Origin of the sequence: Comamonas sp. 23 (assembly GCF_049601575.1) — a bacterium.
In the GTDB taxonomy this organism is placed as follows: Bacteria; Pseudomonadota; Gammaproteobacteria; order Burkholderiales; family Burkholderiaceae_C; genus Comamonas; species Comamonas squillarum.
This window is the reverse complement of record NZ_CP187127.1, coordinates 407978-420072: the sequence shown is the minus strand read 5'-3', so window position 1 is coordinate 420072 and position 12095 is coordinate 407978. Positions and strand designations below refer to the sequence as shown.

The window sequence follows — 12095 nt, the reverse complement described above, 5'->3', positions numbered from 1 at the left end:
GAACCATGACTACACGTATCACCTCTGAGCAACTCCGCGGCATCTTCCCGGCACTGGCCACGCCCGTGACCGCCGACGGCCAGATCGACACCCAGGCCGTGCGTGCGCTGCTCGCCCACCTGCAAGGCAGCGGCATCAGCGGCACCGTGCCGCTGGGTGGCACCGGCGAGTACGGCGCCCTGTCGCGCGCCGAGCGGGCCCGCATGGTGGCCACGGTGCGCGAGCACCAGGCCGCCGACCTGCCGGTGCTGGCCGGCGTGCTCGACCCCGGCTACCACGACGCCATTGCCTCGGGCCAGGCGCTGGCCGATGCCGGCGCCGACGCGCTGATGCTGCTCACGCCGTACTACACCACGCCATCGCAGCAAGGCATCCGCGACTACTTCATGCGCTATGCCGATGCCTCGCCGCTGCCCGTGGTGATCTACGAGATCCCTTACCGCACCCGCATCTCGATCGCGCCCGAAGTGCTGCACGAGCTCTCGCGCCACGAGAACATCATCGGCATGAAGGCCTGCAACACCGACATGTACCACTTCCTCAAGGTGGTCCAGGGCGTGGATGCCAGCTTTGCGGTGCTGAGCGGCGAGGACACCATCTTCCCCGCGCAGATGCTCTGCGGCGCCCAGGGCGGCATCATCGTGACGGCCAACCTGCTGCCCAAGACCTGGACCCGCATGTACGCGCTGCTGACCAGCGGCAAGACCGAAGAAGCGCTGGCCCTGCACCAGGAGCTGATTGGCCTCTTGGACCTGGCCTTTGCCGAAACCAACCCCGGCCCGATGAAGTCGGTCTGGGACCTGGTGGGTGTGCAGGCCCCGCACCTGCTGGCCCCGCTGGTCGATTGCAACCCCGATCTGTCCGCCCGCCTGCGCCAGGCGCTGACAGTGCGGCTGCAGGCCGAGCGCCAGCTGGCCTGACCGGGCACCCGCGATGCTGCCCGCCATCAAAGACTACCGCGCGCTGGCCCGCCAGCGCCTGTCCCGCTTTGCCTTTGACTACCTCGAAGGCGGCGCCGAAGACGGCCGCAGCATGGCACGTAACCTCGCCTCCTGGGGCGATGTCACCTTCTTGCCGCGCGCCATGGTCGATGTCAGCCAGGTGGACACCAGCATCACCTTGTTTGGCCGCAAGCAGGCCATGCCGGCCTTTGTCGGGCCCACCGGGCTCAACGGCCTGTTCTGGCCCCAGGCCGAGCAGGTGCTGGCCCGCGCAGCGCATGCCGCCGGCCTGCCCTTTGTGATGTCGACCGCCTCCACGTCGCTGTTGGAGGATGTGCGCGCCGCCAGCCCGGGCGATCTGTGGCTGCAGCTCTATGTGCAAAAGGACCGGCGCATTGCGCAGAGCATGATGGCGCGCGCGCAGGCGGCGGGCTTTAGCGCGCTGATGCTGACCGTGGACACCATGGTGCATGGCAAGCGCGACCACGATGTGCGCAACGGCTTTCGCATGCCCGTGCCCTGGACGCCCAGGCTGCTGGCCGATTTGCTCAGCCACCCGCGCTGGTGCCTGCGCATGCTGCGCCAGGGCGGCTCGCCGCAGCTGGTCAACCTGGCGCGCAGCGCCGGGGTGGAGAGCAATATCCAGAAGCAGGCCGCCGCGATGAGCCGCGAGATGGACATGGCCCTGCGCTGGGAAGACCTGGCCTGGGTGCGGCGCCACTGGCAGGGCCCGGTCATCGTCAAGGGCCTGCTCAGCGCCCAGGATGCCCGGCGCGCGCTGCAGGCGGGCGCCGATGGCATCGTGGTCAGCAACCACGGCGGGCGCCAGCTGGAGTGCGCACCCGCGCCCATGGCGCAACTGCCGCAGATTGCCGACGCCGTTCATGGCAAGATGCATATCTTTGTCGATGGCGGGGTGCGCCGCGGCAGTGACATCGCCAAAGCCCGGGCGCTGGGGGCCGATGCCGTTCTGCTGGGGCGCGCGCCCCTCTACGGACTGGCCTCGCGCGGGCCCCAGGGCGTGGCCGAAGTGCTGGAGATACTGCGCACCGAGCTGGAGACCACCCTCCGATTGCTGGGCGCCCCGCAGGCCACGAGCCTGGACGCGACCTTTCTGCAAAAATACTAGACAGTGACCCGAGACAGCCGCTTTTTACGATGCCTAAAACCACACACAGCATTGCCGAGCCCGTAGCAAGCGTTGAACCCACCGCCCGTGAATCCTCATTGTTTGTCGGCTCGCTGGCCAAGGCCTTCCAGGTGCTGGAGGCCTTTCGCGACACCCACCGCGAGATGTCGCTCGCCGAGATTGCCCGCGCCGCCCAGCTCGACCGCAGTGCCACCCAGCGCATCATCTTCACCCTGGAAAAACTGCGCTACATCCGGCGACTGCCTGGCTCCAACCTCTACACGCTCGCGCCTGAGGTGCTGCGCCTGTCCTACAACTACCTGCGCTCGCAACGCATCGTCGAGCGCGCCTACCCTTATCTGATCGAGATGACCCACACCCTGGGCGAGACCTCGAACCTGCAGGAGATGGATGGCAACGAGGTGGTCTTTATTGCCAAGGTGCCGGGCCGCTACATCTACAACTCGGACTTTGCCGTGGGCTCGCGCCTGCCTGCGGCCTATACCGCCTCGGGCCGCGCGATGATGGCCAAGCTGCCGATGGACGAGCGCCTGCGCCTGATCGAATCGACCCCGCTGGTCAAGATTACCGCCCAGACCATGACCGACCCCGAGGAGCTGCTGCGCCGCATTGAAGACGCCGAGCGCGACGGTTATGCGATTGTGCAGAACCAGACTGTGGTGGGCGATATCTCGGTGGCCGCCGCCATTACCGGCCGGGGCGGTGTGCCCATTGGCGCTATTACCATCTCGGCCCCCTCCACCCGCTGGGGCACGGCCAAGGCCGAGGCCGAGCTGCTGCCCCATGTGCTGCTGGCGGCGACCTCGATCTCCAATATCCTGGATAATTTCTAGACATTCACCTGGTACGGACGGTCTGGGAGTGATAGAAACGCGTGAGTTCCGGTGTCACGCGGTCGAGCGTGATGGGGTCTTCGTAGAACTGCATCTGGTTTTCCTGGTCGAGCCAGACGAGTTCCTTGCTGGCCGCAGGAATGGATGCAAACAGCCGCCGTGGGATGTCAGGCCCGCTTGCCGCACGGTCCGCATGCACCATCAGCGTGGGGGTGCTGAGCTTGGCCATGGCCTGATCGGCGCGGTGCCCCCAGATGCCAGCCTCCGACATCATGGCGATCCGGTTTTCCCACAGACCATGGAAGTTCCAGAACGCATGCCGGTCGGCCCAGCGGCTGTAGAACTGCTGAACCGCAGACGCCTTCAGCAGTGCATCCGGGTTGGGCGGAGTGGGCCGCTCCGAGACGACCGGGATGTAATCCACGGCACCGGATTCCTGAAACTGCTTTAGGGCAGCCTGTGAGCGTGCGGCGCGGCGCTCGATCTCCTGCTCGCTGCCCAGGTACATCAATGCCGTCTGGGGCGTGAGGTAGTGCCCGGCCACCAGCGCCACCGACCGCACGCGCGGCTCGGTGATGGCAGCATCCACCGCCCAGTTCACGCCCTGGCAGATACCCAGCAGATGCAGCGCCGCGCTGTCCACCTCCGCCCGCTGGGCGAGATACTCCAACGCTGCTTGCAGGTCCTGCGTCTTGGCCGCTCCGCTCTCCAGCCGCCTTGGCGTGCCGGCGCTTTCGCCGTGGTAACGCGGGTCAAACACCAGCACCACAAAGCCTTCCCGCGCCAGCCGTGTAGCGTATTGCATAGGTGATTGCTCTTTGACAAAGCCGACGGGGCCCATCACCGCCACCGCAGGTCGAGGCCCCACATGCCCACTGGGCAGCAACAGGTTGCCAACGATTTCGGTGCCTTGCGACAGGAACCGCACCTGCTCGACCGCATAGTGCGTGTTGGCAATGCGGCCGCTGGCACCCCAGGCCTGGGTTTGGAAGGCCGCGCGAGAGTCAGCCTGAGAGGCGGGAGCAGCAGCCTGGGCATTGCCAGCGGTGAGGCCAGCGATCAGGGCAACGCTGCTGAAGATACGTGGAAAGGACATGGGACTTGACTTTCTTTGCCATTTGCAAGGGTTCGAAGTGTTGGCGAAGGCGTATATTTCTCCTAATGAATAGTTAGAATCTTGGTTATGCGCGAAATGGATATTAGGCGTATTGACCTCAATTTGCTGGTGGTGCTGCGTGTGCTTTTGGACACAGGCAGTGTTACCAGAACGGCAGAGCGATTGCATATGAGCCAGCCTGCGGTGAGCCGAGCGCTGGCCAAGCTGCGTCTGCAACTGGGCGACAAACTGCTGGTACGGGTGGCTGGAGGCATGGCACCCACGTTGCGTGCGCAAGCGCTGTCGGCACCGCTTGCCGCATTGCTGCACCAGCTGGAAGAATGTGTAGCACCCGCAGTGTTTGACCCGGCCACCACCAGGCGCGTGTTCAGCGTTGCTACCACCGACTACGGCGCAGTCGCGGTGCTGCCCAGCTTGATGCAAGCTTTCGCACAACAAGCCCCTTTGGCCGGCATCGAAGTGATCCCGTTTTCCGATGCGGTTTTTGAGCTGCTCAATGCGGGCCAGGTGGACTTCGTTCTGTACAGCGACGATCCGGTTGCGGGCACGCTGAGAACCCGCCCGCTGTTTCGGGAGACCTATTCCTGCGTGCTGCGAACAAACCACCCCTTGCTGGTAAACCAAGAGGCGCGCGCAGACGAGGTGCTCAGTCTGGAAGAGTTTGTCGCGTGGCCGCACGCGCTGGTCAGCATCTTTGGTGGGCGGACGGGCGAAGTGGATGATGCCCTGGCTGCCTGTCACCAGAAACGGCATATCGCTCTGTGGCTCCCCTACTTTGCCACGGCGGGCCTGGTCAGTGCTGCCTCGGATTTGATCGTCACCCTGCCCACGCGGGTCGCGACTGCGCTTGCGGACACCAATGGCCTCCGGCTTTTGAAGCCACCGCTTGAACTGCCCGGCTTTGGCTATCGCATGCTGTGGCATGAACGCAGCCACGAAGATCCGGGTTGCGTGTGGCTCCGCGATTTAGTGGCGGCCACAGCCAAACATCAGAATGCAGCGCACACCGGACCATCCGCTTGAGTGTTTCAGGGCTGCGCAGCCTTCGCTTATTGGCTAAAAACCCCGCTCACAACGCGCCGATATGTCCATATGACGTTTAAGTTGTATGAATAGTGAACAATAGCGTTTATAGATATACACAAGACCAACTGACTACTGCACTGCTATGAGCGCCTTTCTCGAAGAACGTGTCCTGTCTGTTCACCACTGGACCGATCGTTTGTTCTCCTTCACGACCACCCGTGATCCCGCGCTGCGTTTTTCCAGCGGCCACTTCACGATGATTGGCCTGAAGGTCGATGGCAAGAACCTGCTGCGCGCCTATTCCATCGCCAGCCCCAACTACGAGGAGCACCTGGAGTTCCTGTCGATCAAGGTCGATGACGGCCCGCTGACCAGCAAGCTCCAGCACATCCAGGTGGGTGACACCATCATCGTCGGCAAAAAGCCCACGGGCACCTTGCTGGTCGATTACCTGCTGCCGGGCAAGAACCTGTATTTGATCGGCACCGGCACGGGCCTGGCGCCCTGGCTGTCGGTGGCGCGCGACCCCGAGACCTATGACCACTTCGAAAAGGTCGTTGTGGTGCACGGCGTGCGCCAGGTCCAGGAGCTGGCCTACCAGCAGCTGCTCGAAGAAGAGCTGCCCAACCACGAGTTCCTCGGCGAAATCGTCAAGGACAAGCTGGTCTACTACCCGACGGTGACGCGCGAGCCTTTCCGCAACCAGGGCCGTATCTCCAACCAGATCACCGCCGGCACCTTCCCGCAGAACATCGGCCTGCCCGAACTGAACCCGGACACCGACCGCGTGATGCTCTGCGGCAGCCCCGCGATGCTCGCCGAGCTGAAGGAACTGCTTGAAGCCAAGGGCTTCAAGGAAGGCAATACCTCGACACCCGGCGACTTTGTCGTCGAGCGCGCCTTCGTCGAGAAGTAAGCAGCGCCCCCGCCCAGCAAAAAACGACCCTCGGGTCGTTTTTTGTTGCCTGCAGCGCAGATTAGATCAGCTGCTCGGTGTAGAAATTGCCACCGTGGTAGAGCAGCGGCGGCACGCCCACCACATGCTGGCAGTGCGCAACCTCGCCAACGAGGATCACATGGTCGCCCGCATCATGGTGCGGGCCGTTGCGGCACTCAAAGCTGGCAATGGCGCCCGCGAGCAGCGGCACGCCGGTCACGCCCACTTCATACTCCACGCCCGCCCAGCGGTCGATGCCCTTGCGGCTGAACTGCAGGGCCAGCTCCTTCTGGTGCGCGCCCATCACATTGATCGCGTAGTGGCTCACGGTCTCGAACACCGGCATTGACGAGGCGGTTTTCATCAGGCTCCACAGCACCAGTGGCGGGGTGAGCGATGCGGAATTGAAGGAGCTGATCGTCAGCCCGACCTTGTTGCCATCGGGCGCCAGTGCCGTGACCACAGCCACCCCGGTGGCGAACTGGCCCAGCGCATTGCGAAACTCACGTTCGGAAAACGAGGCAGAAACAGGCGATTGCAGGTGTTCAGGGGGGAGGGAGCGGTTCACGGGGCAGGCAGACGGCAGGGGCAGACGCCATGCCGTCAAAAGCATGGATGGGGTCATTATCGGCCAGGGGGCGAGGCCCCTGCGCGCGTAGGTGCTTGAAAACAAGGCAGGCGGGCCGCATCTGCAGGGGAAATACACGGCGAGAAGCAAACCTATGTCCTTGATTCCCAACTTCGCGATGCTCGGCAGTGGCCCGACGGTGCTGATGCTCCACGATGCCGACACCGACCACCTGGGCTTTGCCCCGCAGGTGGAGCTGCTCGCCAGCCAGGGCTACCGCGCGATCGCCTGGGACATGCCTGGCTACCATGCCAACCCGCCACCCTATGGCGGCTACAGCCTGAAGGCGCTGGCCGCCACGGCGGATGGCCTGCTCGAAGCGCTGAAGATTGGCCGCGCCCATATCGTCGGCCATGGCATGGGCGCGATGGTGGCCGCCGAGCTGGCCCTGCGCCACCCCACTCGCGTGCGCAGCCTGACCCTGGTGGCCGGCGGCCCGGCGCTGGAGGCGGACAGCCAGCAGCACTGGGTGCAGACGCGCCAGCAATTGCTGGCCCAGTGCCAGCAGCAGGCCAGCACCGAGGCGGTGCAGATGCAGCGCTTTGCCGAGCTGCTGGTGCAGCTGCAATCGGGCCAGCAGGCCTTGCCCGAAGGGCTGCAGCTGGCGCGCCACGCGATCACCCAGATCCAGCCGCTGGCCTATGGCCGCATGCTGGAGATGCTGGCCGGCCCCAGCACCCTGGCCGAGCGCCTGCCCCACCTCAGCCAGCGCTGCCTGCTGGTGAGCGGCGGCCAGGATGTCTGCATGCCACCCCAGCGCATGCAGGCGCTGGCAGACCAACTGCCCGACGCTCGGCATGCCCGTCTGGAGGGCGTTGGCCACTGGCCCCAGCTGGAGAGCCCCGATGCCTTCGAAGGCCTGCTGCTCGACTTTTTGGCGACCCAGCGCGCCACGGTGCACTAGGAAAAACCCGTAAATCCGGCGCCTGCGGCGGCGGTTTGCCTCTGCAGGTGGTTGACTTGCCATCCTGGCAATGCAGCCCGCTGGGCGCCACCGGGGCAAAAAACTGGCATGCTATGGGGTTTGGCGTGCAGCCCGTCACTTTCCTGGAGCCTCTCCAGGCTGGCGGACGGCCACCATGATCGGCAGCGGCACCCCACAGGACGCTGCTGTCCCTGTTGCCAACTGAAGGATTAGTCCCGTGTCCCCCTCTTCCCTGACCTTTGCCGTCACCCCATCGAGCCAGCCACGCAGCGCCCAAGAGCGCGCCAAGATTCTGGACAACCCGGGTTTTGGTCTGCACTTCACCGACCACATGGTCTCGGTGCACTGGGACAAAGAGGGCGGCTGGCGCGATGCGGCCGTGACCCCGTACGGCCCGATTGCGCTGGACCCCGCCGCTGCCGTGCTGCACTACGGCCAGGAAATCTTTGAAGGCATCAAGGCCTACCGCCATGCCGATGGCTCGGTCTGGACCTTCCGCCCCCAGGCCAATGCCGAGCGCCTGCAACGCTCCGCCCGCCGCCTGGCGCTGCCGGAGCTGCCGGTCGATGTTTTTGTCGAATCGCTCAAGCAGATCATCGCCGTGGACAAGGACTGGGTGCCCAGCGGCAACGAAGCGAGCCTGTACCTGCGCCCCTTCATGATCGGTGACGAAGTGTTCCTGGGCGTGCGCAGCGCCCACAAGGCCACCTACTACGTGATCGCCTGCCCCGCCGGCCCCTACTTTGCCAAGGGCGTGGCGCCCGTGGCGATCTGGCTGTCGACCGACTATGCCCGCGCGGCCAAGGGCGGCACCGGCGCTGCCAAGTGCGGCGGCAACTATGCCGCTTCGCTGCTGCCCCAGCAGCAAGCCCAGGACAACGGCTGCTCGCAGGTGCTGTTCCTCGATCCTGCCGAAGGCAAGTACCTCGAAGAGCTGGGCGGCATGAACGTGTTCCTGGTCTACGGCAAGCAAAACAAGCTGGTCACGCCTGCGCTGTCGGGCAGCATTCTGGAAGGCATCACCCGCGACTCGCTGCTGCAACTGGCACGCGACCGTGGCATGGTGGTCGAAGAGCGCAAGATCGCCGTTGACGAGTGGAAGCAGGGCGTGGCCTCCGGTGAGATCACCGAAGTGTTTGCCTGCGGTACCGCTGCCGTCATCACCCCCATCGGCCAGCTCAAGGGCGAAGGCTTCTCGGTGGGCGACCTGTCGGCCCCCGCTGGCGAAGTCACGATGGCCCTGCGCAAGGAACTGACCGATATCCAGTACGGCCGCGCCCCGGACCGCCACGGCTGGCTGGTGCGTCTGGACGCCTGATCCGTCCGCGATATAAACGCCAAAGGGCCGCACAGTGTGCGGCCCTTTTTTCACGGTGCTGTGAGACCTTTACACAGCGACGGCAGTCTGGCGCTTGCTGTCGCTCTCGAAGCCATAGAAGCCAAAGCGCATCTCCGGCATGCGCCCGCTCACCAGCTCGGCCATCGCCTTGCCGCTGCCGGCGCCATGGGTCCAGCCCAAGGTGCCGTGGCCGGCATTGATCCAGAGCTTGCCGATCTTGGTGCGGCCGATGAACGGAATATTGGTGGGCGTAGCGGGGCGCAGGCCGGTCCAGAACTGCGGGTTGCCGCCCTGCTCAGGCAGGCGGGTGTCGCAGACGCCGGGCATCAGCTCCTCGATGCGGCGCGCCAGCATGTGGCAGCGGGCCTTGGCCAGGGGGCTGTCCAGCGAGCTGTCAAAACCGTTGAGCTCGATCGTGCCGGCCACGCGCAGCTGGTTGCCCAGGCGGCTCATCGCCAGCTTGTTGCCATCGTCAATGCAGCTGACAAAGGGCGCGGCCTCAGGCTTCAAGATCGGCAAGGTGGCGCTGTAACCCTTGCCCGGGTAGATGGCCACATTCAGGCCCACGGTGCGCAACAGCGGCGCGGTATAGCTGCCGCAGGCGACGATGACGGCATCACCCTGCAAGGTGCGCGGGCTGCTGTCTGCGCCTGCTGCGGTGGCGCGCACGGTGACCGAGTCGATCGCGCCACCGGCCACATTCAGCCGCTCGACACGGTGGTTGTAGAGAAACTGCACACCGCCCTGGGCGCAGAGCTGGGCGAGCTTTTGCGTGAACACGCGCGCATCGCCGCTCTCGTCGCTCTCGGTAAAGGTGCCGCCCTTGATATGCGCGGCATAGGGCTTGAAGGCGGGCTCGATCTTCAAAAACTCTTCGGTGCTGACCATGCGGCGGTTCACACCGTACTGGCGCATCAGGTCGACGGCCATCTGCGCATCCTGCACCGCTTCGTCGCTGGTGAAGAAGTGGGCAATGCCGCGCTCGAGCCGGTTGAACTGGATGCCGGTCTGGGCCACCACGGCCTTCAAGGCGTTGTGGCTGTAGGCACCGAGCGCAACGATCTGCTGCACATTGCGGGCAAAGGAGCGGTCATTGCACTCGGCCAGAAACTGCGTGAGCCAGCGCCATTGCTGCGGATCGGCATGCGGGCGCAGCAGCAGCGGCGCCTCCTTGTCGAACATCCACTTGAGCGCCTTGAGCGGGGCATGCTTGTTGGCCCAGGGCTCGCAGTAGCTCACCGAGATCTGCGCGGCATTGGCATAGCTGGTCTCCAGCGCCGCGTCCGGTTGGCGATCCACGACGGTGACGTCGTGGCCGAGTTGCAGCAGATGCCAGGCAGTGCTGGTGCCGATGATGCCGGCGCCGAGGATGATGACTTTCATGCCTCTCAGTGTCTGGCATCTTGGCTGTAACATAAAGTGCAATTAAACTTCTTCAGGATTCATCAGTTCTACTAATACTGGAGCCCCATGAGCAACCTGGACCCTGTCGCGCTGGAATGCCTGGCCGCCGTGATTGAAGAAGGCGGTTTCGAGAAGGCCGCGCTGCGCCTGAATGTGACGCAATCGGCCGTCTCGCAGCGGCTGCGTGCGCTAGAGGCACAGATCGGCTCGGTGCTGGTGGTGCGCAGCCGCCCGCTGCGGCCCACCGCTGCCGGCCAGCTGCTGCTCAAGCACACCCAGCAGCTGCGGCTGCTGCGCACCGACCTGGAGCAGGAGCTGCACAGCCTGCTGCCCCACACCATGCGCCGCAATGCGCATGACGAGGCCATCTCGATTGCCATCAATGCCGACAGCATTGCCACCTGGGCGCTCGATGCACTGCAGGACATCGCGCTGCAGCAGCTGCCGCTGGAGATCATCACCGACGACCAGGACCACACCTTGGAGCTGCTGCGCACCGGCGAGGTGCTCGGCTGCGTCACCACCATGCCGCAGGCGCTGCGCGGCTGCCGCGTGACCGCGCTGGGCGCAATGCACTACATCGCCGTGGCATCGCCCGCCTTTGCCCAGCAGCATGTGCCGCAAGGAATCAACCGCAGCAACTTCAAGCACCTGCCGTTTTTGAGCTACAACCGCAAGGACGACATGCAGCGCGTGTTTGTCGCCCGCGCGATGGGCCTCAAGACCGTCGGCCTGCACCAGCTCTATGTGCCCAACTCCGAAGCTCAGGTGCGCGCCGTGGCCGCTGGCTGGGGCGTGGGCGTGGTGCCCGAGCTGCTGGCCCGCCCCTACCTCGCCGATGGCCGCCTGGTCAATGTGGCCGAGACCCAGGTGCTGCGCGTCGACCTGTACTGGCACTGCTGGAACCTGCAGTCGGCCTTGCTGGGTGCCCTGAGCGACGCGATGGTGCACAGCGCCAAGAGCAGCCTGGCGCCGCCCACGGCGGCCGCTCGCGCCATGGTCAAGGCATAAAAAAACTGCCTGCACCCCCAGGGGGATGCAAGCAGTTTCCGGATGTCCACAGGCATTCATCGCACCGGTGGTTCCATCCCTCCCTCATCAGTGACATCCATTGCATGCGCAGTATCCGCGCCAAGTATTGCTATATGGTGAATAGCAAATGACAGACGCATGATCTGATCCATTTACCGAATCAGCAATACCGGCAGCTTGCTCTCGGCCAGCACTTGGGTCGCCACCGAGCCCAGCACCAGCTTGGCCAGCGCACCATGGCCGCGGGTGCCCATGATCAGCAGGTCATAGCCGCCCTTATCGGCCGTCTCGGCAATGGTCTGGGAGATCGGGCCTACGGCAGTCTCGGCCACGGCCTTCACCTGGTGGGCGGCCAGAAACTCCTGCACCGGCACCAGCACCTTCTGCGCCTCTTCGCTGTGGTAGTCGTCCACCAGCGCCTTGCCCAAGGCCTTGGCGGCCCGGGGCGGCAGCAGGGGCTGCACCGTGAGCACCGTGTAATGGTGGTTGGGCGTCAGCCACTCTGCGTGCGCTGCCAGGTAATCGAGCATCTTCTGGGTGTAGGGGCTGCCATCAACGGCCAACAAAATACGCATGCCTTGACTCCTTCAAAAAAGGGGTGAGGAACCCAACACCGGTGGCGCCACCAACGCTGGACTGTGGCCTGGCAAACCCGCGCTCCATCAGCGAGAACGCGCTTTACAGGCTAAATCATGTGTATCAGCTTATAGATTTACCGTCAAACGGGCATTGATATGCATCAGGCGCGGCGACAAATTTAGGT

At 64.6% G+C, this 12095-nt stretch carries 12 protein-coding genes; 8 read left to right on the top strand and 4 right to left on the bottom strand.

Translation table 11 applies throughout. The annotated features are described in order from the left end of the window. Window positions 1–5 precede the first annotated feature (5 nt). The 3 genes from dapA to ACPEE1_RS01675 are packed head-to-tail and all read left to right on the top strand — an operon-like array spanning window position 6 to window position 2924. Complete coding sequence (gene dapA / locus ACPEE1_RS01685) at window positions 6–920, top strand: 4-hydroxy-tetrahydrodipicolinate synthase (protein WP_182344162.1); 915 nt, start codon at window positions 6–8, stop codon at window positions 918–920. Window positions 921–933: 13 nt separating this feature from the next. Further along, complete coding sequence (locus ACPEE1_RS01680) at window positions 934–2070, top strand: alpha-hydroxy acid oxidase (RefSeq protein WP_423935034.1); 1137 nt, start codon at window positions 934–936, stop codon at window positions 2068–2070. 29 nt (window positions 2071–2099) lie between these two features. Beyond that, window positions 2100–2924, top strand: coding sequence for an IclR family transcriptional regulator (locus tag ACPEE1_RS01675; protein ID WP_116927611.1), 825 nt, complete (start codon window positions 2100–2102; stop codon window positions 2922–2924). 4 nt (window positions 2925–2928) lie between these two features. Here ACPEE1_RS01675 and ACPEE1_RS01670 read toward each other — a convergent pair whose 3' ends face one another. Continuing rightward, window positions 2929–4020 (bottom strand): alpha/beta hydrolase, encoded by a 1092-nt coding sequence (locus tag ACPEE1_RS01670; RefSeq protein WP_165841245.1) that lies wholly within the window; start codon window positions 4018–4020, stop codon window positions 2929–2931. 87 nt (window positions 4021–4107) lie between these two features. Here ACPEE1_RS01670 and ACPEE1_RS01665 point away from each other — a divergent pair, with 87 nt between their 5' ends. Beyond that, entirely contained in the window at window positions 4108–5064 is a 957-nt protein-coding gene (locus tag ACPEE1_RS01665; RefSeq protein WP_133248229.1) for a LysR family transcriptional regulator, read from the top strand. 145 nt (window positions 5065–5209) lie between these two features. After that, a complete protein-coding gene (locus ACPEE1_RS01660) occupies window positions 5210–5983 on the top strand; it encodes a ferredoxin--NADP reductase (RefSeq protein WP_116927613.1) in 774 nt (257 codons plus the stop codon). Window positions 5984–6044: 61 nt separating this feature from the next. Here the strand turns inward: ACPEE1_RS01660 and ACPEE1_RS01655 are convergent, their stop codons facing one another. Next, entirely contained in the window at window positions 6045–6572 is a 528-nt protein-coding gene (locus ACPEE1_RS01655; RefSeq protein ID WP_021029037.1) for a flavin reductase family protein, read from the bottom strand. Window positions 6573–6726: 154 nt separating this feature from the next. Between ACPEE1_RS01655 and ACPEE1_RS01650 the strand changes: the two genes are divergently transcribed. Both ACPEE1_RS01650 and ACPEE1_RS01645 read left to right on the top strand, forming a co-directional pair. Continuing rightward, entirely contained in the window at window positions 6727–7536 is an 810-nt protein-coding gene (locus ACPEE1_RS01650) for an alpha/beta fold hydrolase (RefSeq protein ID WP_116927615.1), read from the top strand. Window positions 7537–7774: 238 nt separating this feature from the next. Then, entirely contained in the window at window positions 7775–8875 is a 1101-nt protein-coding gene (locus ACPEE1_RS01645; RefSeq protein ID WP_182344170.1) for a branched-chain amino acid aminotransferase, read from the top strand. A 69-nt stretch (window positions 8876–8944) separates the two neighbouring features. Here the strand turns inward: ACPEE1_RS01645 and ACPEE1_RS01640 are convergent, their stop codons facing one another. After that, window positions 8945–10279, bottom strand: coding sequence for a D-amino acid dehydrogenase (locus tag ACPEE1_RS01640; protein ID WP_232539480.1), 1335 nt, complete (start codon window positions 10277–10279; stop codon window positions 8945–8947). 87 nt (window positions 10280–10366) lie between these two features. Between ACPEE1_RS01640 and ACPEE1_RS01635 the strand changes: the two genes are divergently transcribed. Continuing rightward, the gene (locus ACPEE1_RS01635; protein ID WP_116927618.1) at window positions 10367–11311 is read left to right on the top strand and encodes a LysR family transcriptional regulator ArgP; all 945 of its coding nucleotides are present in this window, start codon (window positions 10367–10369) and stop codon (window positions 11309–11311) included. 173 nt (window positions 11312–11484) lie between these two features. Here ACPEE1_RS01635 and ACPEE1_RS01630 read toward each other — a convergent pair whose 3' ends face one another. Continuing rightward, window positions 11485–11907: a universal stress protein gene (locus ACPEE1_RS01630; RefSeq protein ID WP_021029032.1), complete on the bottom strand. Its 423-nt coding sequence runs from the start codon at window positions 11905–11907 to the stop codon at window positions 11485–11487. Between the last annotated feature and the right edge of the window lie 188 nt (window positions 11908–12095).

What these genes read in the sequence shown, in the direction of transcription:
- dapA (WP_182344162.1), top strand. Translation starts at nt 6, where the DNA reads ATGACTACACGTATCACCTCTGAGCAACTCCGCGGCATCTTCCCGGCA.
- ACPEE1_RS01680 (WP_423935034.1), top strand. Translation starts at nt 934, where the DNA reads ATGCTGCCCGCCATCAAAGACTACCGCGCGCTGGCCCGCCAGCGCCTG.
- ACPEE1_RS01675 (WP_116927611.1), top strand. Translation starts at nt 2,100, where the DNA reads ATGCCTAAAACCACACACAGCATTGCCGAGCCCGTAGCAAGCGTTGAA.
- ACPEE1_RS01670 (WP_165841245.1), bottom strand. Translation starts at nt 4,020, where the DNA reads ATGTCCTTTCCACGTATCTTCAGCAGCGTTGCCCTGATCGCTGGCCTC.
- ACPEE1_RS01665 (WP_133248229.1), top strand. Translation starts at nt 4,108, where the DNA reads ATGCGCGAAATGGATATTAGGCGTATTGACCTCAATTTGCTGGTGGTG.
- ACPEE1_RS01660 (WP_116927613.1), top strand. Translation starts at nt 5,210, where the DNA reads ATGAGCGCCTTTCTCGAAGAACGTGTCCTGTCTGTTCACCACTGGACC.
- ACPEE1_RS01650 (WP_116927615.1), top strand. Translation starts at nt 6,727, where the DNA reads ATGTCCTTGATTCCCAACTTCGCGATGCTCGGCAGTGGCCCGACGGTG.
- ACPEE1_RS01640 (WP_232539480.1), bottom strand. Translation starts at nt 10,279, where the DNA reads ATGAAAGTCATCATCCTCGGCGCCGGCATCATCGGCACCAGCACTGCC.
- ACPEE1_RS01635 (WP_116927618.1), top strand. Translation starts at nt 10,367, where the DNA reads ATGAGCAACCTGGACCCTGTCGCGCTGGAATGCCTGGCCGCCGTGATT.
- ACPEE1_RS01630 (WP_021029032.1), bottom strand. Translation starts at nt 11,907, where the DNA reads ATGCGTATTTTGTTGGCCGTTGATGGCAGCCCCTACACCCAGAAGATG.